Below are 23,632 nucleotides of genomic sequence, written 5' to 3' on the forward strand. Positions count from 1 at the left end.
TTCGCTGAGAGCCGCTGGTCGAGGACACCGAACCCGTCAGCCTGGGTAGGCCACCAGGTCCACGTCCTCGATCAGCGGCTGCCACACGCCGGTCTCCTCGTGCTCGAGGTCCCCGTCCTTGGTGACGACCAGCATTCCCTGGTCCGTCACGCCGGCCGCCAGCTGCTGCACGTCCGTCAGGCCCGGCAGCTGTCGTGACTGGCCCCCGGAACCCGGCTGCCCGCCGACCCCGGCGGTCCACACGCCGGACACGCCGTCGCCGTCCCGCGTCAGGAGCGACAGCGTGGTGAGCCCTGACCACCGGGCCTCCACGACGCCGTCCACCGGCCCGGCGACCGAGAGCGGCGGCGCGAGGCCGACCGGCACGTCGTCGTCGTTCCGCACGATTCCCGCCACCTGCACCTGGGTGCCCGACGGCGCATGGCTCACGATCGCTATGCGGGAACCCTCGGGTGACACCGACACACTCAGCACCTTGCGACCGCCCAGCCAGTCGACCGGCACGGTGACCTCCGTGCCAGACGCCGGCAGCACCCGCAGGTCGTTCGCACCACCACTGGTCCAGGTGTTGCTGAACTTGTCGACCGAAGGTGCGGCGAGGTCCGGCCCCTCGATGGCAGGACGGTCCTCGCCGTCGACCGAGACGATCACAATCCGGTCGGTGCCGTCCCGCACCACTATCGGTACGGCCGCCGGGCTCACCGCCAGCGCCGTCGGATCGATCGTCGACAGGTCCACGGGCAGGTCGCGCTCCACGGGCCGGCCGTCCGCGTCAAGGCGGTACAGCTGGTCGTCCTTCAGGAACATCGCCTGGACGATCGTGGCGGGCAGGTTCACCTGGGCCGTGTCGACCGCGAGGCGGCTGGTGTCGCTGAACAGGTCGATCGGCACCGTGCGACCCGCACCCTCGGAAAAGGTCGCCGAGATCTGTGCCGCGATCAGCGCGCGCTGGGCGGCGGTGGCGGAGCTGATCTGCTCGCTGAGCCGGACGGCGACCGGCTCGTCGCTGTCCGCCTCCTGGATCGTCGGTGATACGAGCTGGGTGCCCTCGGGGAACAGGGATCGGGTGGCGCCCTGCAGCCACTCGGGCGGTCCGGCGAGGAGCTCCTGGACGGCGTCTCGCCGCCAGGAGTTCCTCGGGAACCAGCGCAGGTCCGGTACGAGGCTCTTGGTGTCTTCGCCCTCAGCGGCGAAGTACAGGCGGGTCGCCCGGAACGTGTTGTTGAACAGGTTGGCCGGGACGAGCACACCGTTGTCGAGTCCTGAGATGCGCCACTCCTCGCCGACCTTGGTGAGGGTGAACTTGTAGTTCACCTTCCGGGGGTCCGCCGCCTCGGTGTACGCGCCGGCGTTGTCGAGGGTCGCGATGGTGGTCGCACGCACGACGACCTCGAGGGTCTCGGCGCCCTCGATGTCGGTGCCGGCCTCGAACGGCTCCGGTATGGGCGGCTCGCGGACCACTCGCACCGACTCGTCGGGGTCCCAGGTGTCCGCGACTTCCTCGGTGAGGAACTCCCGCGCGGTCTGGAACTCCTTCGGCGACGTCGTTGCGGCGACGGCCGCGCGGAGGAAGCCATCCACCATCTCGTTCGGTGGGGCGCCGGGCGTCGGGCCCTGCGGGAGCAGCGCCAGGTCGGCCTGCGGGTCCTGGTCGGCGGTACTCACCCGGACCGGTCCGGACGTCGGGATCTGGGCGCAGGCCCCGAGCCCGAGGACACAGGCGAGCGCGGCGACGGCGGCCACCGCCACGCTGGTCGTCCTACGCATCAGTGCACCTCCACGTCGTTGCCCGCGGGCTGGTCCGAGGCGTCGAGCCGTTCGGCGGCGTCGCACCCGGGGTCGGACAGGTCCGGGATGGCCGTCGGTGTGGGGCCGGCCGACGGGTTGACCGCTGGGATCTGACCGGTCCGGAGCCCGGGCTCGTGCGAGGCGGGCGCCATGGTCACCGGCGGCTCGGCGATCTGCACACCGGCGCTGCGGGGCAGCGTCAGCCGGAAGCTCGCGCCCTGTCCCGGGCGGCCCCACGCGTCGAGGCGCCCCGCGTGCAGGTGCGCGTCCTCGAGCGCTATCGCCAGCCCGAGGCCGGAGCCGCCGGTGGTGCGGGCGCGCGCCGGGTCGGCCCGCCAGAAGCGGTCGAAGACGTGCTCGACCTCCTGCTTGGTCATGCCGACGCCGTAGTCGCGCACCACCACGGCGACCGCGCGGTCGTCCTCGGCGACGGTCACCTCGACGGGCCGCTCCTCGGCGTGCTCGATCGCGTTGACCACGAGGTTGCGCAGGATGCGCTCGATCCGGCGGGGGTCGAAGTCGGCTGCCGCGTCGGAGTCGGGAAGCCGTACCGAGACCTGCACGTCCTTGGTCCTCGCGAGCGGGGCGGCCTGCTCCACGACCGACATGACCACGTCGCGCAGGTCGCGGCGCTCGGCGTCGAGGACCGCGGCGCCGGCGTCGAACCGGCTGATCTCCAGCAGGTCGGCCAGCAGCGACTCGAACCGGTCGATCTGGCCGAGGAGCAGCTCGGCGGAGCGGGCTGCGTCCTCGTCCATCTGGTGCCTGGACTCGTGGATGATCTCGCTCGCCATCCGGATGGTCGTCAGCGGGGTGCGCAGCTCGTGCGACACGTCGGAGACGAACCTGCGTTGCATGGCGGAGAGCTCCTCCATGCGCCGGATCTGGTCCTGGAGGCTCTCGGCCATCTCGTTGAACGAGCGCGCGAGGCTCGCCATCTCGTCGGTACCCCGCGCGCCCGGCATCCGTTCGGAGAGGTGCCCCTCGGCGAGGCGCTCCGCCACGGTCGCGGCACGGGTCACCGGGGTGACCGTCTGCCGGGCCATCGTCCAGGTGACGACGCCGAGCAGCGCCAGCATCCCGAACCCGCCCGCGAGCAGCACGCGGTGCACGAACGACAGCGTCTCCTGCTCCGGCTGCAGCGAGTAGAGGTAGTAGATCTCGTACCTGGCGTCCGGAGTCGCCTGGACCGTGGAGCCCACGATGACGCCCGGGCTGGCCATGCCGTCGGCGTCCCGCGACGGGATGCCCACCGCCTGCAGCACCTGTTCGTCGTCGGAGGCGAGATTCGCCTTGCGCGCCTCGTCGGTGATGATCACGTCGGTCAGGTCGGGCCGCGTGACGATGTCGCTCACCCGGACGGTGGTGCCCAGCTCGTGGAGCAGGAAGTATGCCTCCGCCGTGGAGCCGCCCGTGGCGGCGAGCGTCGCGATGGAGTCCTTCAGGAGGATCTGCAGGTCGCCGTCCGACGTCGTCGCCGTGTCCGAGAAGGTCTTCGAGACCTGGTCGGTCAGTCGGACGGCCTCCCGGTCGATCGCGGCGAGCCGCTGCTCGTAGATGCCGTCCCGGACCGACGTCGACAGGTACAGCCCGAGCACGACGATCGCCGCGAGACCGATGGTCAGCGCGGTGGTGACCACGCGCAGCTGCATGGAGGAGCGCCACTGCGCGACCGCGCGCCGGGTGAACCGGACCGCGACCACCCGGGCCCGGTGCACCGCCCGGCGCAGCCGCGTGACCAGGCCGTGCGGCATCAGCGTGTCGCGCCCGCCTTGTAACCCACGCCGCGCACCGTCAGGACGATCTCCGGGTTCTCCGGGTCCCGTTCGATCTTGGAGCGCAGACGCTGGACGTGGACGTTGACCAGGCGCGTGTCGGCGCTGTGCCGGTAGCCCCAGACCCGCTCGAGGAGCACCTCACGCGTGAACACCTGCCACGGCTTGCGGGCCAGCGCCACGAGCAGGTCGAACTCCAGCGGCGTGAGCGCGATGCGCTCGCCGTCGCGCATCACCGTGTGGCCGGTGACGTCGATCTCCACGTCACCCACCGCCAGGCGCTCCGGACCGGGGTCCTCGCTGCGGCGCAGGCGGGCCTTGATCCGGGCGACGAGCTCCTTGGGCTTGAACGGCTTCGAGACGTAGTCGTCGGCGCCGGACTCCAGGCCCACCACCACGTCGAGCGTGTCGGACTTGGCCGTCAGCATGATGATCGGCACACCCGACTCCGCCCGGATCTCGCGGCAGACCTGCACACCGTCCTTGCCGGGCAGCATGAGATCGAGCAGCACGAGGTCCGGCTGATGGGTGCGGAACATCCCCAGCGCGGAGTCGCCGTCGGCACAGAACACGGCATCGATCCCCTCGCCCTTGAGGACGATGCCGATCATTTCCGCCAGTGCTGTGTCGTCGTCGACGACGAGAACTCGTACCTTCATGTCCTCCAGTGTGCCAGGCTGGTCCAGCAAACTCGGCCTTGCGCCTCGTACCCGGCGTCTTTCCCGCAGGTTCACCCGCCCGGAGCACCCCGCGGGGCGCCCGCCGGCACGGCCCTCCCAGGGGGACAGCCCCCGTCGAACCTGGCGGCGGGCACCATGTCGCGAGGCCCTGGCCAGGGGCGAACCTGGCACCATGACAACCATGACCGCCGACCGGCCGGCAGCCGGCTCCGTGACCGGGCGGGCCGCTCGTCCGGGCCCGAACTTCCTCACCGCTCCTCTCGCGGGCCGCACCTGGCGCGGGCAGGGCTACCTCGCACTGGTGCTCCTGCTCGCACCGTTCGCGTTCACCTACACGATCTTCGCCGTGAGCTTCACGGCGAGCATCGCCGTCACCGTGGTCGGGCTGTTCGTGGCCGGTGCCGTGGTCCTCGGCGCGCGCGGCTGGGGCGCCGCGTACCGCAGCCTGGCCCGCGAGCTGCTCGACGTCGACGTCGCGGCACCCACCTCGTACGTCCGGCCGCGCGGCTTCTGGCGGACCATCGGGTCCATGCTCGGCGACTCAGCCGGCTGGCGCGCCCTGCTCTTCATGTTCATCGCGTTCCCCCTCTCCATCCTGTCGTTCGTCGTGAGCAGCACGTTCCTCGCGACCGGCCTGGGCGGCCTGACCTACTGGTTCTGGTACCGGTTCCTCCCGCCGCAGCTCGGTGCCGACGGCGAGCTGCACCGTGGCGCGCAGTTCGGCGACTCGTACTTCCTGGACACGCCCCCGCGCCTCGCGCTGGCGGCGCTGGTCGGCCTCGTCCTCGTCCTGTGCTGGCCGTGGATCACCCGCACGTTCACGATGCTCTTCGGGGCCCTGACGCGGGGCCTGCTCAGCCCGACCCGCGCGAGCCTGCGCGTCGCCGAGCTCGAGCGGTCCCGCACCGGCACGGTCGACGACGCCGACGCCCGCCTGCGCAGCATCGAGCGGGACCTGCACGACGGCACACAGGCCAGGCTGGTCGCCGTCGCCATGCAGCTCGGCGAGGCACGCGAGCACCTGGCCGACGGCGGCGACGTCGAGCAGGCCGCCGAGCTGGTCGACACCGCGCACTCCTCCACCAAGGAGGCGCTCGTCGAGCTGCGCGAGCTGGCGCGGGGCATCCACCCGCCCGCGCTCGACAGCGGCCTCACCGTCGCGCTCGAGACACTCGCGGCGCGTTCGGCGCTGCCGGTCGACGTGGACGTCGACCCAGCCGTGGAGGCGAGCGGCCGCCTGGCCCCGGCCCTGGAGTCGATCGCCTACTTCAGCGTCGCCGAGCTCGTGACCAACGCCGCCAAGCACGCGCGCGCCACCGGCGTCTATGTGCTGGTCGAGCCGCTCGGCGACGCGGACGGTCCCGTGCGGATCCGTGTGCGCGACGACGGCCGCGGCGGCGCGGCCGTCGTGCCGCCCGACGGTTCCGGCCTGCGCTCCGGGCTGGCGGGCCTCGCCGAGCGGGTGCGCTCCGTCGACGGCACGTTCGACCTGTCCAGCCCGGCCGGTGGGCCTACCGTGGTCACCGTGATCCTGCCGACCACGAGCCCTTCGGACCGTGCATGACCGGGCCGGACCTGCGTGTGTCCAACCCGCCGGCGTCGAACATGCGCGTGCTCCTCGCGGAGGACTCCGCGATCCTCCGGGACGGGCTCGCCGCCCTCCTGACCCGGCGCGGCCACACCGTGACCGCCGTCGGGGACGGCGCGGCCCTGGAGCGTGCGGTCGCGCAGCTCGCACGCGAGGAGAAGCTGCCCGACGTCGTGGTCGCGGACATCCGCATGCCGCCGAGCTTCACCGACGAGGGCCTGCGTGCGGTGCTGGGTCTGCGGACCCGGCACCCCGGCCTGCCGGTGCTGCTGTTCTCGCAGTACGTCGAGACCCGGTACGCGAGCCGGCTGCTGGCCGGCGACGCGCGCGGGGTCGGCTACCTGCTCAAGGACCGGGTGGCCGACGTGCGTGACTTCGTCGACGCCCTCGGGCGCGTGGCCGGCGGCGCCACGGTGCTGGACCCCGAGGTCGTCTCGCAGCTCATGGGCTCCGCCCGGCAGGACGACGACCTGGAGCGCCTCTCGGCCCGCGAACGCGAGGTGCTGGGGCTCATGGCCCAGGGGCGGTCCAACGGCGCGATCGCAGAGCTGCTGCACCTGTCCTACGGCGCCGTCGAGAAGAACGTGGCGGCGATCTTCACCAAGCTGGAACTGCCCCAGGACGCCGCGGACCACCGCCGCGTCCTGGCGGTGCTCCGGCACCTCGGGGTATGACGACGATGGGGGTATACCCCCCGTCGGGGTCTGGCTATCTGGGGGTGTGCTCGGGGGTTCACCCGATATCGGGCCCGGCGAGGGTCAGCCATAGTTTTCCCATGACCGCGTTGAGCCCGGATCGACACCCCACGTTCACCAGTGCGAAGCCGGACGCCCGTATCGAGCCCCTAGGCTCATCGGCCATGAACCAGGAAACCCGCACCCGGAGCGGAGCGTGAACGACACCGTCACGCTCGTTACGTGCGTCGCCGTCGGCCTGGCCCTCATCGACGCCATGCTCTTCGCCGCCAGTGCCACGCTGCAGCACCACGCGGTGTCGGACAAGCAGGCGGACGGACACCTGACCGTGCGCGGCCTGCTCAGCGTCGTCAAGCAGCGACGCTGGCAGGCGGGCGTGGCGCTCGGCGGTCTCGCGGTGCTCCTGCACGCGATCGCCCTGCTGCTCGCGCCCCTCCGGGTCGTCCAGCCCGTCGGCGTCCTCGCCGTCCCCATCGCCGTGCTGCTCACCGCCGCCCGCGTGCGGCTCCGGCCGCCCCCCGGGGTGGTGCTCGGAGCCGCCCTCGCGGTGACCGGTGTCGTCTCGTTCGTGATCGTCTCCGCCGGCTCCGTGACGAGCCACCCGCCCGAGGCCTCGGCGGTCGTGGTGGCCTGCCTGGTGGTCGCCGCCCTGGTGGTGCTGCTGACCTTCGCCGGGCTGGCGGCCCGCGGCTGGCTGCGCTGCGTCGCCTACGCCACCGCCGCGGCCACCGCCTTCGGCCTCGTCTCGGCCCTGGTCCGCGCCGTCTCGCTGAGCATCACGTCCGGCGAGGCCGAGCTGCTCGACACCGGGACGCTCCTCGCCGGCGCAGTGATCCTCTGCGTGACCGTGGGTGGCGGCTGGCTCGTCCAGCAGGCCTACGCGGCGGGTGCCCCCGCGGTCGTCGTCGCCTCCCTGACCGTGGTCGACCCGATCGTCGCGGTGCTGCTCGGCGCGGTGCTCCTCGGGGAGGGCGCACACACCCCGCTCGGCCTCTGGCTCGTGATGGGCGTCGCGACCGCTGCGGCCGTCGCCGGTGTCATCACCCTCGCCAAGCACCACCCCGACGCGACCACCCGCGCCGCACCACCGGTCGAGGCCCTCCTCCTCGAGACGAGCCGGCGGTGACGGACGGCCTGCACATCTGCTTCTTCACCGACCAGCACCCCCGCACGCTCGGGGGCGCCCAGGCGTCGGTCCTCCTCCAGCGCACCTTCCTGGAACGCGCCGGGCACACCGTCACGATCGTCGCCCCGCAGGATCCGGCAGGCGGCAGCGCGGACCCGGACCCCGGCGTCGTCGCTCTGCCCGCCCTGACCGTCGCGCAGGGCCAGTACTCCGCCGTCCTGCCCTCGAGCAGGACGGACGCCAGGGTGGACCGCGCGCTCGCGGCCCGCGGACCGGTCGACCTCGTGCACCTGCAGGGCGACTTCTGGGGCGCCTGGCTCGGTAAGCGCTACGCGGCGCGACACCGGCTCCCGCTCGTGCTCACGACGCACACCAACGTCGACGCCTCGTTCCGGGCGGTCGCCGGACCGGTGGCGGGGCTCGGCCTGCGCGCCGTCGCCGCCTGGCAGCGCCAGGCGACCGGCGACCGCACCCGGCGGTCCGGCCACGGCGGCGGATACGACTACCTGCGCGCGCTCGCCTCCGGCACCGACGCCGTGATCGCGCCCAGCGGCCACTTCGCCGCCCGGCTCCGGCAGGCGGGCCTGCCCGTCACCACCGTGATCCCCACGGGGGTCCATGACGACGACGTCGCCGCAGCCCCCGGCCGTGGCCCCCGGCAGGACGACCTCCCACGACAGGGCAACCAGGTAGGCCTCGTGTGGCTCGGGCGGTTCAGCGCGGAGAAGCGCCCGCTGGAGCTCATCGAGGCGATCGCGGCCACTGACCAGCGCGTCGAGGCGGACCTGTACGGCACCGGCACGCTGTTCGACCGTGCACGACGTCAGGTGCAGGCGCTCGGGCTGACGGACCGGGTCCGGCTGCACGGCGCCGTCGACCACACGGAGGCGCTCCGCGCGATCGCGTCAGCGGACCTGCTGGTGCAGACCTCCCGCGGGTTCGAGACGCAAGGCATGACGGTCTACGAAGCCCTCGCCCTGGGCGTCCCGGTGGTGGTGTGCGACCGCGCGATCGCCGACGAGCTGGGCGGCGACGACGCGCCGTGGGTCTGGTGCGCCGAGGGCCCCGAGCCGAGCTCGCTGGCCCGCGTCCTCGGCTCCGCCGCGCGGGCCGTCCGTGCGCCGGACGGTCCGCGGGTCCCGCGCTCGTTCTCGACCGGGCTGCTCCAGTCGGCTCAGAGCGAGCGCCTGCTGGCGGTCTACACGGAGGCCCTGGCTACAGCCGGGCACCGGCCCTGGGTACAACCGCACACCGCCGTCAGAGCCGTCCCGCCGCCTTGAGCGCCAGGTACTCGTCCGCCAGGCGCGGGGCCAGGTCGTCCGGCAACGCCTCGACGACGTCGGCCCCGTAGCGGCGCAGCATCGTCGTCACCGCCGTGCGCTCCAGGTCTCCGCGCGCGGCGGCCGCGGCGTCGTACACCTCGGCGACCGTGTCGCGGCCGGCGCGCAGCCCGGCCACCTCCTCGTCCGCGACAGAGGCGACGACCACCGTGTGGTCGCGCGCGAGCTGGTCGACGACCGGCAGCAGGCCGTTCTCCACGGCCGCCGGGTCGAGGGTCGTCAGCAGCACCACCAGCGCGCGCTGCGTCATGCGCGTGCGGACCTGCGTCACCACGCCCGGCCAGTCGGTCTCCAGGAGCACGGGTTCGACGGTGGCCAGCGACTCCGCCATCGCGGGCATGAGCCGGGGACCGGCGGCGCCCACCACGCGGGAGCGCACCGTGCGGTCGAACGCGACGAGCTCCACGCGGTCGCCCGCGTGGCCGGCCAGCGCCGCGAGCAGCAGCGCCGCCTCGATGCTGGCGTCCAGCCGGGGTGCGCCGGTGGAGTCCGCGGCACCCACCCGGGCGGCGGACGTGCGCCCCGTGTCCAGCACGATCAGCACGCGCCGGTCGCGCTCGGGACGCCACGTGCGCACCACGACCTCGCGGCGCCGGGCGGTGGCGCGCCAGTCGATCGAGCGGACGTCGTCACCCACCACGTACTCCCGCAGCGAGTCGAACTCCGTACCCTCGCCGCGGATCTGCACCGCCGCGCGACCGTCCATCTCCCGCAGCCGCGCCAGGCGCGAGGGCAGGTGCTTGCGGCTCGCGAACTCCGGCAGCACGCGGAGGCGGCCCGGTACGGGCAGCGTCACCTGGCGGCCCGCCAGACCGAGCGGGCCGAGGCTGCGGATCGTCACCCCGCCGGCCGTGCGGTCGCCGCGGCGGGTCGGCACGAGAGTGGTGGGCAGGCGCGCGGCCTCGCCGTCAGGCAGGTCCACGTGGTGGCGACCCGATCCGCCCGACGCCGGACGTACCCGCTCGGCCCTTCCCCTGCCCTGACCCGCGCCGGCGGACGGTCCCCACGCGTCCCGGACCACCGCGCGCAGCCGCCGTCCGGAGGCGTTGCGGACCACCAGCTCGCTGGTGGCCTCGGAGCGCAGCCGGACCGAGCCCGGCACCCGCCGCTGCACCGCCACCCGTCGCGGCGAGGCGGCCAGCACGGCGTCGACGACGCAGGCCAGGACCACCACCGTCGCCCATACGAGCACCGTCCCGTTCGCCGGGAGGAGCAGCACCGGAATCACGCCGAGCCCCATCAGGGCGCCGGCCCGCCACGTCACGACCATGCGCGCGGCCTCAGCGCGGCACGGGCACGGAGGCCAGCACCGTGTCCAGCACGCCCTCGGCGGTGACACCCTCGAGCTCGGCCTCGGCGCGCAGCTGCACGCGGTGCCGCAGCGTCGGGTGGGCGAGCGCCTTGATGTCGTCGGGGGTCACGAAGGAGCGACCCGACAGCCAGGCCCACGCCCGTGCCGTGCGCAGCAGCGCGGTGGCGCCACGCGGCGAGACACCGAGCGAGAGCGAGGGCGAGAAGCGCGTGGCGCGGCAGACGTCGACGGCGTACCCGAGCACCTCGCGTGACACCTGGACCAGGGCCACCTCTGCGCGGGCGCGCGTCAGCACGTCGGCGTCAGCCACGGGGGTGACGCCGGCGGCGGCCAGGTTGCGCGGATCGAACCCGGCGGCGTGCCGAGCCAGGACCTCCACCTCCTGCTCACGTTCGGGCAGGGGCAGCACGAGCTTGAGCAGGAACCGGTCGAGCTGGGCCTCGGGCAGCGAGTAGGTGCCCTCGTACTCGACGGGGTTCTGGGTGGCGATCACCAGGAACGGGTCGGGCAGCGGGCGCGGCGTGCCGTCCACCGACACCTGGCGCTCCTCCATCGCCTCCAGCAGCGACGCCTGGGTCTTCGGGGGCGTCCGGTTGATCTCGTCCGCCAGCACCAGGTTGGTGAACACGGGGCCCTCGCGGAACGAGAACTCGGCCGTGCGCGCGTCGTAGACGAGCGAGCCCGTCACGTCGCCCGGCATCAGGTCGGGCGTGAACTGGATGCGCTTGGTGTCAAGCTTCAGGGCCGCCGCGAGGGTGCGGACCAGCAGCGTCTTCGCGACGCCCGGCACACCCTCCAGGAGCACGTGGCCCTGGCACAGCAGCGCGATGAGCAGGCTGGTGACGGCCGCGTCCTGCCCGACGACGGCCTTGCCCACCTCCGTACGGACCGCCGCCAGGGCGGAGCGCAGCTCCTGCGACGGAGCGGTGGGCGGGGCGGTCTGCGGGGCGGGTGCTGCCGGGGCGGGTGCTGCCGGGGCTTGCTGGGCGCTCGGCTGCGGAGCCGGCTCAGCAGGCGCGGGCGCGCTCTGGTGGGGGAAGGCTGGTTCGGTCACGGTCGGTGGACCTCGCTCTCCAGGATGTCGAGTCGGCGCGCGAGCTCGGCGAGCGCGGCGTCGTCAGCGGGGGGTGGGCCGTAGAGCAGGTCTGCCACCTGCTGCGACGGGCGGTTGGTAGCGGCCACCACGGCATCGACCACGGTGTTGGCATCGGACGAGCGGGCAAGGCCGAGACGTGTGGCGACCCGGTCGGCGGCCGAGGCGCGCAGGCCTGCGGCGGCGTGCCCGCGGGCGCGGGCCGCCCGGTACAGCCGGGCGCGGCCACGGGTGGCCTCGGCCGACCGCACGAGCACTGGCAGGTCCTCGACGACCAGCGGACCCATGCGCCGCACGCGCCACAGCGCGAGCAGCACCACCGCGAGCACGGCGACCAGGGCGACGGGCGCTGAGCCCGGCGGCATCAGCGCGTTGACCTGGCCGAGGTCGGCCTGCGTGGGCTCGTCGTCACCGGTGCTGACGTCCATCGGGTCCGGCACCAGCCACACCAGGTCCTCGTGCTCACCCAGCATCCGGAGGGCGAGCGCGGCGTTGCCCTCGTCCAGGACGGTGCCGTTACGGAGCACCGCGGGATCGGAGACCACTGTCACCGACCGGTCCGGGAACTCCAGGCGGGCGTAGGCGTAGCCGCCCATGCCGTCGGGCCAGCACAGGGTGGGGCGCGGACCGTCGGCACCGGCGGCCGTCTCGGCCAGTCCGGGCCGCAGCGCGAGCTCACCGGCCGCCCGTGCCGTCGGGTCGTCGCACTGCGGGGCGACCGGATCGCCCACCTCGCCATACGTGGACTCGAGCTTGTTCCGGGTCACCGCCCCGACCATGTCGAAGTCCGGTTCGAGCACCACGAGGTCGGCGCCCGTGCGGTTCAGCGCGGAGATCTGGTCGTCGGCGAAGAAGGACGGGTTCGGCGCGACCAGGAGGGTGCTGTCCGGGCCGGCGGCCGCGACCGCGTCGGCCACCGTCGTCACGTGGGTGACCCGCACGCCCTGGTCCTTCAGCACCTCGGCCACGGCCATGCCGCCGCCCGGCTCCGGGTTGTCCGGCGCGTACGGGGCGGCCGACGTCGCGGGGCGCACCACCGCGAGGAACGCGACGAGCAGGGCGATCACGAAGAGGACCGTCAGCGGCCAGCGCATCCGGCGCCATCTGCTCGCGGCGCGGGAGCGGCCGGTCGTGTCGTCGCCGATGATCACCGGAGCATCGTTCGCCAGGCCCGCGGGTGCGCCGGACACCGCCGTGGACGGGGTCGGCGGTGCGGGCGCGAGGTCGGGCGGCAGCGACGTCATGCGGCGACCTCCGGGCGAGCAGCGGTGACCGCGGCGTCGAGCGCGCGCAGGTCGGCGTCGTCCGCCGCCGTGGCGACCCGGTCGCCGTACTCGACACCGTCGAACAGGTCGGCGCCCGCGTGCAGGCCGGCGGCCTGGGCCGGCAGGCGCAAGCCAGCGTCGGCCGCGGCCTCCTGGGCCGTGCGGCCGGGGCGCGGCTCGATGATCACTCGTTCCTCCATGGAGCGGACAACTGCACGGAAGCGCTCGACGGACGCCGTCCGCCAGTCGCCCGACGCCGCCGCCGCGTCGGCCGCCGCACGCATCTGCGCGGCAGTGCGGGCGTCGTCGGTGTCGAGCACCTCGGCCGAACGCGCGCGGTTGCGACCGAGCTGCACCGGCCCGGCGATGAGCCAGGCGATCAGGAGCACCACCGCCGCGATGACCGCGACGACGATGCCCAGCTGTGGGCCGGACATCGCGGTGGCGGGCCACTCGATGCTCGTGAACCACTCCAGCACCGAGTTGATCAGGCGCTGCAGCAGCGACTCACGCTCCGCGTACTCGGGCCGCTGCAGCTCGCTGCTGAGCCATTCACGTGCGGTGTCCCGGTCCGGGACGACAGGCAGATCGGCCCTCATGTCACTTGTCCGCCGCGGCCGCAGCCGCGGCCTGCAGCTGCACGTCCAGTCCTTCGCGTCGCATCCGGGTGTCGATGTAGAGCAGGGCGACGACACCGCCGAGGAACAGCACCTGCATACCGCCCGTGATGAGGTACGTGATGCCATAGCTGACAGCCAGGCCGGCTCCGCTCTGCATCACCATGAACAGGCTCATGAGGAGGCTGACCGGCACCACGACCACCTGGCCGATGATGGCGAGGATGAGCGAGGTCAGCAGGTAGATGCCGAGCACCCGCCAGAACGAGCCCCGGGTCAGCTTCCACGCGCGCCGACACGTCTCCCAGAATCCGCCGCCCTCCACCGCGAGCGCCGGCGGGACCAGGACGACGCGGGTGAATGCCCACACAGCACCCACGAGGAGTGCCGCGAGCGCAAGGAAGATACCGATCACGCCGAGCGTCGGGTCGACGAGGAAGAGGAGGACGACGACGCCGGCGGCCAGGGCGTAGGCCAGGAGCACCGCAAGCAGGCTCAGGAGGGAGAACCCGATCAGGAACCACGCGCGCTTGACGATGCGGCCCCACGCGTCGGACACGGAGATCTTGCGCCCGATGACGGAGTCGCTGACGGAGATGGCCATGACACCCATGGCGAGCGGGGTGGCGAGGGCGACCAGCACCCCGGTGCCGAGCGCCGAACCGTAGGTCACGCCGAGGAGGTCCTGCGTGAAGCCGAGCTCCTCGAAGGCGGGGTCGGTCCCGACCTCGGCGAACAGGCCGCCGAACAGGTCGGTGAAGAGCGTGGTGAGCGGGATGCTGATCAGCGTGCCGACCACGACGGCCGCGACGATGATGACCGCCGTCAGGCCCAGCGTCACACCCGGGTTGTGCCGGACGGCGCCGAACGCGCCGTCGTACAGCTCGCCGAGGCTGAGCGGGCGCAGGGGCACGATGCCGGGCTTGTCCGCCGGCGGGGTGTATCCCGGGATCTGCGCGGAGTACGGGGAGTGCTGCCCGTACTGGCTCTGGCCGTACTGTGCCGCCGGCCCGCCCTGCGGCGTGCCGTACTGCGGCGTGCCGTACTGCGGTGTGCCGTACTGCGGTGTGCCGGACTGCGGCTGGGCCGGTGCGGGGGACGCTGCCGGGTCGTACCCGGGCGCGTACTGCCCGTACCGCGGCGGCTCGCCCCAGCCGGCGGGCTGGGAAGCTCCGGGCTGCGGGGGCATCGGCTGCGCCGGCTGGTCGGGTGCGCTCTCGGGCGTCGTCATGGGGGCGTGCTCCCGGGTGTCGTCTCAAGTCGTGCCTGCGCGGCAACCCTAGTACGCATCGCTGACAGCGAGCCCCGAATTCGGTCGGAACGGCGGGGCGCCGCGCAACTGTCACCCAGCCGTGACCAGCGTCAGCCGGCGGTGACGACGGTGGCGCCCGCGTCGTGCTCGGCGAGGTCGCCGGTGGCTCCGGCGCGGACGGCCCGGCGGCCCAGGACGTACACGTAGGTCCAGAACCCGGCGAGCACGATCGCACCGATCACGATCTTGAGCCACCAGTACATCGCCGATCCGGTGACGAAGCCCTCCACGAGTGCGGAGACAGCGAGCGCCGCCGCGAGCCCGATGACCATGGTGATCAGGGAGCGCCCCTCGGCGGCCATGGCGACGGACCGCCTGCGGTGACCGGGGTCCACGAGGGTCCAGAACAGCCGCAGGCCTGCGGCCCCCGCGACGAAGATGCAGGTCAGCTCCAGCAGGCCGTGCGGAGCGATGAGCGTGAGGAACAGGTCGAGCTCGCCGTGGGCGGCCATCATGCCGCCGATGGCGCCGATCTGGACCGCGTTCTGCCAGAGCACCAGCAGGGGGAAGAACCCGGTGATGCCGCCGCCGATGGCCTGCGCGGCGATCCACGCGTTGTTGGTCCCCACCACGGCGGCGAACCCGATGCCCGGCTCGTAGTAGGAGGCGAACGCGTTGTTCACGTAGTCGTCCTGCGCGGCGGGCGTCATCATCGTGTTCATCGCGTCGGCGTCGGAGGCGATGTAGACGCCTGCGACTGTCGCGACGAGCAGGCAGGCCGCCGTCACGGCGTGCGACCACCAGCGGATCCGGTAGAACGCGGCGGGCAGCGAGACCACGGCGAACCGCACCACCTCCCGCCAGGCCGGCTCGTGCGTCCCGGCGATGCGGGTGCGCGCCCGGTTCAGCACGTCCGACAGTCGGGTGACCAGCGCCGGGTCGGGCGCGGCCGACCGGACCCTCGAGAGGTGCGTGGCCACTGACTGGTACAGGCGCACCAGTTCGTCGGACTCTGCGCCGTCCAGGCGGCGGCGGGACGAGAGCTCCTTGAGGCGGTCCCACTCTGCGGCGTGCACGGCGGTGAAGGCGTCGATGTCCACGGCGGTAGTCTGCCGCACAGGAGTTACTGCGTGACCCCGAAGGCCCTGCAACCCGACCGGAGGAACCGTGCAGGACGGCATAGTCATCGGCGAGGGCGTGGTGCTGGACGCACGCCCCGCGTCCTTCATCACGCGCGCGATGGGCGCAATGCTCGACTTCCTGGTGATCGGCGCGGTCATCGTGGCCGCACTGGTCGTCGGCGGCATCTGGTTCCTCGAGAACGCCGTGCTGGGCGAGGACATCGCGACGGTGGTCTACATCCTCGCGACGGTCACGGTCATGGTGGGCATCCCCGTCACCGTCGAGACGCTGTCGCGCGGCAGGTCGCTCGGCAAGCTCGCGTGCGGCATCCGCGTGGTGCGCGACGACGGCGGTCCCGTCCGGTTCCGGCACGCGCTGGTGCGCGCCCTGGTCGGGGTGATCGAGCTGTGGCTGACGTTCGGCGGTATCGCCGCCATCGCGTCGCTGGCCAACGCGAAGGGCAAGCGCCTCGGCGACATCGCCGCAGGCACGTACGCGGTGCGGGTGCGCGGCGGCAAGCAGCTGTCGGCCCCGATAGTCATGCCCCAGTCCCTGGCCGCGTGGGCGCACACCGCCGACATGCGCCGTCTGCCCGACGGTCTCGCCCTGGCCGCACGCCAGCTCCTGGGCCGTGCCGCCCGCCTCGCACCCGAGTCCCGGGCCCGGCTCGGCGACGACCTCGCCGGGCAGATCGAGCGCTACGTGGCGCCCGGACCGCCGCCCGGCACGCACCCGGAGGCGTTCCTGCACGCCGTCCTCGCCGAACGCCGTGAGCGCGAGCTCGTCGCCGGGCAGCGCGAGCGCAAGCGGGCAGAGGAGCAGTCGGGGCTGCTGCACCGCCTGCCGTTCGCCGTGCCGGACCCGCCGCGCTGAGCCGCTGATCCCTCGCCGGACACCTCAGCCGGACACCTCAGCCGGACACCTCAGCCGGACACCTCAGCCGGACGGAGCCGGGTCAGGTGAGCCGGTTGGCCTGAGCGTCCGAAAGCCTCGAGAACGTCGAGCGCACCGCGTCTCCGGCGCGGAGCAGCCCCGCCTGCACCGCCCGGCGCAGCCGGGCCGACGTCGGCCGCTCGACGCCGTAGTGGATCGCGACCGCCAGGCCGAGGCTCAGCGCGCCGGCGGCGACGAGCGCGACGGTGCGGGTGGTCTCGTGGGCCAGCACGTCGATCACCGCGTACCCGAACTGCGTGTGCACCAGATAGACGGGGTAGGTCAGGCCGCCGACGGTTCCGAGCACCGCCGCCAGCCGCCGGGGCGGGACCGTGCGCCCCCGGAGCGTCGTCGCCCAGACCGCCACGACGCACACCAGCATGAGCAGCACGCTGATCAGCGGGTTCACCGGCACCCCCTGCAGGTCGGACGCCCGGCCGGCGGCCTCGAGGACGCGCATCACGCACAGGGCGACTCCCCCGGCGAGCAGCACGCTGCTGACCAGGTCGAAGCCGTCGCGGTACACGAGGAACAGCAGCATGCCGACGGCGAAGTACGGGGCGTAGTCCGGCACCAGCAGGTCGGCGAGCCAGTGCGCGCCGAGATCCTGCGCGGCCCAGCCCACCAGCGGCCAGAGCGTGGCGAACACGAGCACCCGGTTGCGGGTGAGCGGACCGAACGCCAGCACCACGAACACGAGCAGGTAGAACTTGAGCTCCACCAGCAGGGTCCAGAACACGACCTGGACGCCCGTCACCTCGAACAGGTCCTGCACCATCGTGAGGTTGACCAGCGTCTCGGTCAGCGAGGTCCGGCGTCCGCCCGACCAGAACTGCTGCAGGCCCGCCGTCAGCACGATGCACGCCCAGTAGGCCGGGAAGAGCCTGCCCACGCGAGAGGCGACGAAGCCCGCGATGCCGCGGCCGTCGGCGCTGAGCAGGATCACGAACCCGGAGATCATGAAGAACAGCTCGACCGCGAGCCAGCCGTACCGCGTGACCTCGTTGAGCAGCGGGAACGCGTCAGCCGGGTCGACGCCCCAGTACGAGGTCACCGTCGACGTCGCCGTGAAGTGGTAGAGCAGCACCGCGGCCGCCGCCCCGAAGCGCAGCCCGTCCATCCCCACGAGTCGGCCGGACGGTCTCCGGCGCTCGTCACTCGTGGTCGCGGGGGTTGCCTCCGACACGCTGGCTGGCTGGCTGCTCGTCGTCATCGCCGCAGACCCTAGGTCACAGAAAGATAACGGTCAATGTCACCGTATCAAACTGTCGCTCAGCTCTCACCCCTGCCCGAGCACGGTCAGCGCGGCGCGGCCTCCAGCGTGGCGAGGAACTCGGCGGTCCGGTCCGCGACGACGTCGGGCGCCTCGTAGTGGGCCAGGTGCCCCACGTACGGGACGACGGCGAGCCGGGCACGCGGGAACGTCAGCTCCAGCACGCGCTGCGAGGCCAGCGGGGCGACGTCGTCGTTCTCGGACGCGACCAGGAGCGTCGGCACGTCGATGGCGGAGGCGTAACCGGCGACGTCGGTCCCCACCGAGGCGTGGAAGGCCTCGAGCAGCGTGCGCCGGTCGGCGAACCCCGAGAAGTACCTGTCGTGCTCGGCGTGGATCCAGCGCCGCAGCACCCGGTCGTCCGTAGTGACCATCGCCACACTCGCTACGCGGGTGAACATCGGGTGACGCAGCAGGCCGGTTCCGACGGCCTCCGGCAGCGCGGCGGCCAGCCGGTGCACACCGACCGTCACGGCGCTCAGCGCGCGGCGCGGTCCCTCGAGCGCCGCCGTGGCGATCGGGTTGACCAGCACGAGCCCGCGCACCCGGGGTGCGTCGTCGCCGGCGACCGTGGCGGCCGCGACGATCGACCCGAAGGAGTGCCCCGCGAGCACCGCATCGCCCTCCGGCGCGACGGCGGCCAGCAGCTCGGCGGTCCAGGCCGCATAGCCCGCCACGTCGTGCCGCCCCTCCCCGAGCGGAGCCGAAGCACCGAATCCGGGCAGGTCAGGCACCACAACCTGCAGGTCACGGCGCTGCCGCAGGAGGTGCGCCACTATCAGTTCCAGGCCGTGATGATCACCCCGGAACCCGTGCAGGAAGACCAGCCGCTGCGGTGCCGCAGGGTCGCCGTACACCCGGACGTGCGCCCGAACCCCGCCGATCTCGCGATCCGCGTCCCGCACGGGCGTACCTGCGACGAGGGCCGCGTAGGGCGCCTCGTCCGCGGGCCTCCCCTGGCTCGTGTGCGGTAGCGGCGCCGGGCGCTGCACCGGGCTCGGCGAAGGCATGTCGTTGTTCATCGCGCTGACCTTAAGCATGGCGACGACATCCGGGGTACACGTTCACGAAAGATGGGGGTAAACCCCCATGTCGTTTCCGGGGGGAAACCCGGTGGCGGTGAATACCCTTCTTGCGCCACGGTTGAGCCATGCAAGCCACAGCGGTCGCCCTCGACGGACCCGGCACCGTACCGCTCGCCGGTACCGCCGTCCTGAGGGAGCGTGTGGGCACGGACGTCCACCGCCCGTCGCCCCCCGGCGACCGCGTCCTGTTCCTGCGCCACCGAGCTCGGCGGATCCCCAGCTCCGACACGGGCCACGCGGCGCGCACGACCACTTCGAGACTTACCGGACCATCGAGAGGTACAGCTCAGTGAACCTGCCCGACACCCGCCGCACGATCCTGATCGGCGCGGAGACCTACCCACCGGACATCAACGGCGCCGCGCGGTTCGCCCACCGGCTCGCGCACGGCCTGAGCGGTCGCGGGCACGAGGTGCACGTGGTCGCACCGTCGCCCGTGGGCCGCCCCGTGGTCGAGACGTTCGACGGGGTCACCGTGCACGGCCTGCGCTCTTTCCGGTACCCGGCGCACGAGTCGCTCCGCGTGGTGACCCCGTGGCATGCGGCCGCGGCGGTCGGCCGGCTGCTGGACGAGATCCAGCCCGACGTCGTGCACACCCAGGGGCACTTCCTCGTGGGTCGCGGCATGGTCTCCGCCACGGCCCGGCGCGGTTACCCGCTGGTGGCCACCAACCACCTCATGCCGGAGAACGTCCTCGCCTACCTGCCGATCCCCGGGTCGCTCACCGAGACGTTCGCCGCCTGGGCCGGGCGCGACGCCGGCCGCGTGTATCGCAAGGCGCAGATCGTGACCGCGCCCACCCCCCGCGCGGTGGACCTGCTGGTCGCACGCGCCGGCCTGACCGAAGCGATCGCCGTGTCCAACGGCATCGACTCCGCGCACTTCGCCGCACCTCCGCGGGGCGCGACGACGGAGCCCAAGATCCTCTTCGTCGGGCGGCTCGACGCCGAGAAGCGGGTCGACGAGCTGATCCGCGCCGTCGCGATGCTGCCCGAGGGCACGCCCGGCCGGGTCGAGATCGTCGGCAAGGGAGGGCAGTCGGCCGCGCTGGCAGCGCTCGCCGACGACCTCGGGGTCTCGCACCGGGTGACCTTCCGCGGTTTCGTGCCCGACGACGAGCTGGTGGCCACGTACGCGGAGGCCGACATCTTCTGCATCCCGAGCATCGCCGAGCTGCAGAGCCTGGTCACGCTGGAGGCGATGTCGTCGGGGCTGCCCGTGGTGGCCGCCGACGCGATGGCGCTGCCGCACCTGGTGCGCCCGGGCGTCAACGGCTGGCTCTACACGCCGGGCGACGTGCGCGAGCTGGCGAACCGGCTGGGCGACCTGCTGACCGACGCCGACCTGCGGCACCGCATGGGCGCGGCCAGCCGGGAGCTGGTCGTGGCGCACGCCGAGGACGGGACCCTCGACGCGTTCGAGATGATCTACGAGAAGGTCCAGAGCATGCGGGCGGTGGCGGTCTGACGCCGTCACCGGGCGAACGTGTCAGACCCTCAGGTCACCTGGATGACCCGAGGGTCTGACACGTTCGGCCGGCGCGGGATCAGCCGCCGAAGACCGGCGCGATCACCTTGATGAGCTCGTTGCCGCCGAGGACCAGGAACATCACGGCCACCAGGACGAGGATCACGTTGACCCACCAGCGGTTGCGCCACTGCTGCGGAACGGCCTTCGAGTTCAGGAGGATCAGCAGCGTCAGCGCGAGGAACGGCATGAAGAGCGAGCCCAGCGCGCCGTAGAGCACGACGAGCAGGATCGGCCGGTCGAGGAACAGCAGTGCCATCGGCGGGAACGTCAGCCACAGGATGTAGCTCCGGTAGTAGGTGCCGCCGGCGCCGCGACGGCGGTCGTCGCTGGGCAGGTTGCGCATGGTGGCGACGAAGTCGGCGAACATGAGCGACACGCCGTGCCAGACCCCGAGGATCGACGAGAACGTCGCGGCGAAGAACCCGACGAGGAACAGCGGTGCCATGAACGACCCGTACCGCTGGGCGAGCACGTCGGCGAGGTCGATGAGCCCCTCCTCGCCGTCGGCCACGGCCATGCCGGCGGAGTACAGCAGCTCCGAGCCCACGATGAGCATGGACACCACGAAGATGCCCGACATGACGTAGGCCCACGCGTTGTCGAGCCGCATCACGCGCATCCAGCGGGGCGTGTCCCAGCCCTTCTCGGTGAGCCAGTAGCCGTAAGCGGCAAGGGTGATGGTGCCGCCGACGCCGCCCGCGAGGCCCAGCGTGTTCAGGACCGCACCCTCGGGAATGATCGGCACGAGGCCCGCCGCGATCTCGCCGAGGTTGGGCGTCGTCAGTGCCGCCGAGCCCACGACCGTCACGAACATGACGCCGATGAGGACCGCCATCACGTTCTCGAACGGCTTGTACTTGCCGAACCAGACGAGCAGGAGCCCGGCGACGCCGGAGAGCATCGCCCAGTAGCGCACGTCGACGCCCGGGAACAGGCCGTTCAGCGCGAGGCCGACGCCGGACATCGCGGCGGCGCCGTAGCTGAAGCCCCAGATCACCACGTAGACGCCAAAGTAGACGACGGCCCAGAGGCCGAGCCCCTTCCAGCCGTCGAAGATGGTGCGGCCGGTCGCGAGCGTCCAGCGCCCGGCGCCCTCCACCAGGGCGATCTTCACGACGACGCCGAGGATGACCGCCCACAGCAGCGCATAGCCGTAGTTGCTGCCCGCGACCATCGTGGCGACGAGGTCGCCGGCGCCGATGCCGGTGGCCGCGACGACGAGGCCCGGGCCGATGATCTTCCAGCGCGGCCGTTCGAGGGTCCCGTCGTACCCGGCCCCGGTTCGCTCGCCCGACGGCGGCGGGTCCTCGGTCATCCCCTGTGAAGTGACCTCATTGTCCTTTTCCATGGCGAGACTGTACCCAGGGTTTCACCCGCCGGAAAGGGACGCGCGCACGGCACGAGGTTTAACAGGACCGCAACACATTGCATACAGACATGTTTGCTCGACACTGATTGTATGCAATAGTCCCTGTCAGACCCGGATTGGATTCTCCAGTGCGCACTCTCACGCCGCCGCGGCTGCGCGGCCCACTCGCCCCCGCCGCCGGCCTCCTCGCCGCGGTCCTCGTGCTGTCCGGCTGCCAGGAGGTGCAGACGAGCGCGGGCCCCGCCGACGACGCGGCCGACGTCACCAGCGTGGACCTCGACGGCCGGACGATCTCCGAGGGCGGCGACCTCGTCATGGCCCTGTCGGCCGAGCCGGACGTGCTCGACCCGACCACGTCGTCGTCGCTCTACACGCGCTACGTCATGGAGACGATGTGCGAGAAGCTCTACGACATCGACGCCGCGGGCGAGATCGTCCCGATGCTGGCCACCGAGCTTCCCGAGGTCTCGGACGACGGCCGCACCGTCACGTTCCCGCTCAAGGAGGGCGTGCGGTTCGCCGACGGGACGCCGTTCGACGCCGACGCCGTGAAGACGTCGATCGAGCGCCACCTCACCAAGGAGGACTCGTCCAGGCGCAGCGAGCTCGGCCCGATCTCCGGGGTGACGGCCGTGAGCGAGACAGAGGTCGAGATCGCCTACGAGACGCCCTTCGCGCCGATCGCCGCGGTCCTCGCCGACCGCGCGGGCATGATCATGTCGCCGACGGCGCTGGAGGAGTCGGGCGACGAGTTCGGCGAGCACCCCGTCTGCGTCGGCGCTTTTCGGTTCGTGGAGCGGGTGCCGCAGACGTCCATCACGGTCGAGCGCGACCCCCTGTACTACGACGCCGACAACGTGCACCTGGACTCGATCACCTACCGGATCATCACGGACGCCAGCATCCGGGCCGCCAACCTGCGCTCGGGCGACGTCCAGGTCGCCGACACGATCTCGACCCAGGACCTCTCGGCGCTGGAGGCCGACGGCGGCGTGGGTGTGCTCGAGGTCGGCTCGCTGGGCTACCAGGCGATGACGGTCAACGTCGGCAACACCGACGGCGTCGGCGCGCCGCCCGGGGAGATCGACACCCCGATCGCGACCGATCCCCGGGTCCGCCAGGCGCTGTCGATGGCGGTGGACCGCGAGCAGCTCGTGAAGTCCGTGTTCAACGACCGGTTCGACCCCGCCTGCTCGCCGATCTCCCCGGCGTCCCCGTTCAGCACGGACGCGAGCGAGGCCTGCCCGGAGCACGACCCGGAGGGCGCCAAGGCACTGCTGGAGGAGGCAGGCGCCGACGTGCCGTACGAGATCGAGATGAAGGTGACCAACACGCCCGACACCCTGCGCCTCGCGCAGGCGGTCCAGGCCTCGGTGGCCGACGGCGGATTCGACGTCGAGATCGTACCCGTGGAGTACTCCTCGCTGCTGGAGGTCCAGGAGCAGGGCGACTTCGACCTGCTGCAGCTCGGGTGGTCGGGCCGCGTCGACCCGCACGGCAACATGTTCAACTTCCTCAGCACCGGGGCCGGCAACAACTACTCGGGGTACAGCGACCCCGACGTCGACGACCTGCTCACCGAGGCCGCGACCGTCGTCGACCCGGAGGAGCGCGCAGAGCTCTACGGCCAGGTCGTCACGCAGGTGCAGCAGGACAACCCGGTCATCTACCTGTACCGGACCCGCAACCTGACCGGCTACGTCGACGAGGTCGCGGGCATCTCCACCTACGCCGACGGCGTGGTGCGGCTGAGCCACTCGGCGTTCGTCGAGCCGGCCGAAGGCTGAG

General features: G+C 72.5%; 19 protein-coding genes. 7 read left to right on the top strand and 12 right to left on the bottom strand.

All coding sequences use genetic code 11. The annotated features are described in order from the left end of the window. Positions 1–36: 36 nt before the first annotated feature. The 3 genes from ACQEVI_RS07455 to mtrA are packed head-to-tail and all read right to left on the bottom strand — an operon-like array spanning position 37 to position 4,222. Positions 37–1,767, bottom strand: a complete 1,731-nt coding sequence (locus ACQEVI_RS07455) for an LpqB family beta-propeller domain-containing protein (RefSeq protein ID WP_432896317.1) — start codon at positions 1,765–1,767, stop codon at positions 37–39. After that, the gene (mtrB, locus tag ACQEVI_RS07460) at positions 1,767–3,542 is read right to left on the bottom strand and encodes an MtrAB system histidine kinase MtrB (RefSeq protein WP_432896320.1); all 1,776 of its coding nucleotides are present in this window, start codon (positions 3,540–3,542) and stop codon (positions 1,767–1,769) included. Before mtrB ends, ACQEVI_RS07455 begins: the two co-directional genes overlap by 1 nt. After that, positions 3,542–4,222 (bottom strand): MtrAB system response regulator MtrA, encoded by a 681-nt coding sequence (gene mtrA, locus ACQEVI_RS07465; protein WP_432896323.1) that lies wholly within the window; start codon positions 4,220–4,222, stop codon positions 3,542–3,544. Before mtrA ends, mtrB begins: the two co-directional genes overlap by 1 nt. A 193-nt stretch (positions 4,223–4,415) precedes the next feature. On the opposite strand from mtrA, the gene ACQEVI_RS07470 reads away from it, so the two are divergent. The 4 genes from ACQEVI_RS07470 to ACQEVI_RS07485 all read left to right on the top strand — a co-directional run bounded on the left by ACQEVI_RS07470 (position 4,416) and on the right by ACQEVI_RS07485 (position 8,932). Then, complete coding sequence (locus ACQEVI_RS07470; RefSeq protein WP_432896326.1) at positions 4,416–5,807, top strand: sensor histidine kinase; 1,392 nt, start codon at positions 4,416–4,418, stop codon at positions 5,805–5,807. 41 nt (positions 5,808–5,848) lie between these two features. Beyond that, entirely contained in the window at positions 5,849–6,505 is a 657-nt protein-coding gene (locus tag ACQEVI_RS07475; RefSeq protein WP_432905845.1) for a response regulator, read from the top strand. A gap of 217 nt (positions 6,506–6,722) precedes the next feature. Further along, on the top strand, positions 6,723–7,652 hold the full coding sequence (locus ACQEVI_RS07480; RefSeq protein WP_432896329.1) for a hypothetical protein: 930 nt from the start codon (positions 6,723–6,725) through the stop codon (positions 7,650–7,652). Continuing rightward, positions 7,649–8,932, top strand: coding sequence for a glycosyltransferase (locus ACQEVI_RS07485; RefSeq protein WP_432896332.1), 1,284 nt, complete (start codon positions 7,649–7,651; stop codon positions 8,930–8,932). Before ACQEVI_RS07480 ends, ACQEVI_RS07485 begins: the two co-directional genes overlap by 4 nt. Here the strand turns inward: ACQEVI_RS07485 and ACQEVI_RS07490 are convergent. The 6 genes from ACQEVI_RS07490 to ACQEVI_RS07515 form a co-directional block, all read right to left on the bottom strand. Continuing rightward, entirely contained in the window at positions 8,910–10,262 is a 1,353-nt protein-coding gene (locus ACQEVI_RS07490; RefSeq protein ID WP_432896335.1) for a DUF58 domain-containing protein, read from the bottom strand. The genes ACQEVI_RS07485 and ACQEVI_RS07490 overlap by 23 nt on opposite strands. Positions 10,263–10,272: 10 nt before the next feature. Continuing rightward, entirely contained in the window at positions 10,273–11,358 is a 1,086-nt protein-coding gene (locus ACQEVI_RS07495; RefSeq protein WP_432896338.1) for an AAA family ATPase, read from the bottom strand. Next, a complete protein-coding gene (locus ACQEVI_RS07500) occupies positions 11,355–12,641 on the bottom strand; it encodes a DUF4350 domain-containing protein (protein ID WP_432896340.1) in 1,287 nt (428 codons plus the stop codon). The genes ACQEVI_RS07495 and ACQEVI_RS07500 overlap by 4 nt, the downstream gene beginning before the upstream one ends. After that, the gene (locus tag ACQEVI_RS07505) at positions 12,638–13,261 is read right to left on the bottom strand and encodes a DUF4129 domain-containing protein (protein WP_432896343.1); all 624 of its coding nucleotides are present in this window, start codon (positions 13,259–13,261) and stop codon (positions 12,638–12,640) included. The genes ACQEVI_RS07500 and ACQEVI_RS07505 overlap by 4 nt, the downstream gene beginning before the upstream one ends. A 1-nt stretch (position 13,262) precedes the next feature. Continuing rightward, entirely contained in the window at positions 13,263–14,510 is a 1,248-nt protein-coding gene (locus ACQEVI_RS07510; protein WP_432896346.1) for a DUF7544 domain-containing protein, read from the bottom strand. 131 nt (positions 14,511–14,641) lie between these two features. After that, positions 14,642–15,631 (bottom strand): stage II sporulation protein M, encoded by a 990-nt coding sequence (locus ACQEVI_RS07515; protein ID WP_432896349.1) that lies wholly within the window; start codon positions 15,629–15,631, stop codon positions 14,642–14,644. A gap of 67 nt (positions 15,632–15,698) precedes the next feature. On the opposite strand from ACQEVI_RS07515, the gene ACQEVI_RS07520 reads away from it, so the two are divergent. Continuing rightward, positions 15,699–16,526 carry an RDD family protein gene (locus tag ACQEVI_RS07520; RefSeq protein ID WP_432896352.1) on the top strand — a complete coding sequence of 276 codons (828 nt, stop codon included), beginning with the start codon at positions 15,699–15,701 and terminating at the stop codon, positions 16,524–16,526. Positions 16,527–16,608: 82 nt separating this feature from the next. On the opposite strand, the gene ACQEVI_RS07525 is transcribed toward ACQEVI_RS07520, so the two are convergent. Then, complete coding sequence (locus ACQEVI_RS07525; RefSeq protein WP_432896355.1) at positions 16,609–17,799, bottom strand: acyltransferase family protein; 1,191 nt, start codon at positions 17,797–17,799, stop codon at positions 16,609–16,611. Positions 17,800–17,885: 86 nt separating this feature from the next. Beyond that, positions 17,886–18,881 carry an alpha/beta fold hydrolase gene (locus ACQEVI_RS07530; RefSeq protein WP_432896358.1) on the bottom strand — a complete coding sequence of 332 codons (996 nt, stop codon included), beginning with the start codon at positions 18,879–18,881 and terminating at the stop codon, positions 17,886–17,888. A gap of 352 nt (positions 18,882–19,233) precedes the next feature. Here ACQEVI_RS07530 and ACQEVI_RS07535 point away from each other — a divergent pair, with 352 nt between their 5' ends. Then, a complete protein-coding gene (locus ACQEVI_RS07535; RefSeq protein ID WP_432896361.1) occupies positions 19,234–20,412 on the top strand; it encodes a glycosyltransferase in 1,179 nt (392 codons plus the stop codon). A gap of 79 nt (positions 20,413–20,491) precedes the next feature. Here the strand turns inward: ACQEVI_RS07535 and ACQEVI_RS07540 are convergent, their stop codons facing one another. Then, entirely contained in the window at positions 20,492–21,823 is a 1,332-nt protein-coding gene (locus tag ACQEVI_RS07540; protein ID WP_432896364.1) for an Nramp family divalent metal transporter, read from the bottom strand. 149 nt (positions 21,824–21,972) lie between these two features. On the opposite strand from ACQEVI_RS07540, the gene ACQEVI_RS07545 reads away from it, so the two are divergent. Then, a complete protein-coding gene (locus ACQEVI_RS07545; RefSeq protein WP_432896367.1) occupies positions 21,973–23,631 on the top strand; it encodes an ABC transporter substrate-binding protein in 1,659 nt (552 codons plus the stop codon). Position 23,632 lies beyond the last annotated feature (1 nt).

The sequence above is a fragment of the Promicromonospora sp. CA-289599 genome (genome assembly GCF_050936155.1).
Lineage (GTDB): Bacteria > Actinomycetota > Actinomycetes > Actinomycetales > Cellulomonadaceae > Promicromonospora.

Excerpts from the sequence above, each read along its gene's own strand:
- ACQEVI_RS07455 (WP_432896317.1), bottom strand. The coding sequence starts at position 1,767 with ATGCGTAGGACGACCAGCGTGGCGGTGGCCGCCGTCGCCGCGCTCGCC.
- mtrB (WP_432896320.1), bottom strand. The coding sequence starts at position 3,542 with ATGCCGCACGGCCTGGTCACGCGGCTGCGCCGGGCGGTGCACCGGGCC.
- mtrA (WP_432896323.1), bottom strand. The coding sequence starts at position 4,222 with ATGAAGGTACGAGTTCTCGTCGTCGACGACGACACAGCACTGGCGGAA.
- ACQEVI_RS07470 (WP_432896326.1), top strand. The coding sequence starts at position 4,416 with ATGACAACCATGACCGCCGACCGGCCGGCAGCCGGCTCCGTGACCGGG.
- ACQEVI_RS07475 (WP_432905845.1), top strand. The coding sequence starts at position 5,849 with ATGCGCGTGCTCCTCGCGGAGGACTCCGCGATCCTCCGGGACGGGCTC.
- ACQEVI_RS07490 (WP_432896335.1), bottom strand. The coding sequence starts at position 10,262 with ATGGTCGTGACGTGGCGGGCCGGCGCCCTGATGGGGCTCGGCGTGATT.
- ACQEVI_RS07500 (WP_432896340.1), bottom strand. The coding sequence starts at position 12,641 with ATGACGTCGCTGCCGCCCGACCTCGCGCCCGCACCGCCGACCCCGTCC.
- ACQEVI_RS07505 (WP_432896343.1), bottom strand. The coding sequence starts at position 13,261 with ATGAGGGCCGATCTGCCTGTCGTCCCGGACCGGGACACCGCACGTGAA.
- ACQEVI_RS07510 (WP_432896346.1), bottom strand. The coding sequence starts at position 14,510 with ATGACGACGCCCGAGAGCGCACCCGACCAGCCGGCGCAGCCGATGCCC.
- ACQEVI_RS07525 (WP_432896355.1), bottom strand. The coding sequence starts at position 17,799 with ATGACGACGAGCAGCCAGCCAGCCAGCGTGTCGGAGGCAACCCCCGCG.
- ACQEVI_RS07530 (WP_432896358.1), bottom strand. The coding sequence starts at position 18,881 with ATGAACAACGACATGCCTTCGCCGAGCCCGGTGCAGCGCCCGGCGCCG.
- ACQEVI_RS07540 (WP_432896364.1), bottom strand. The coding sequence starts at position 21,823 with ATGGAAAAGGACAATGAGGTCACTTCACAGGGGATGACCGAGGACCCG.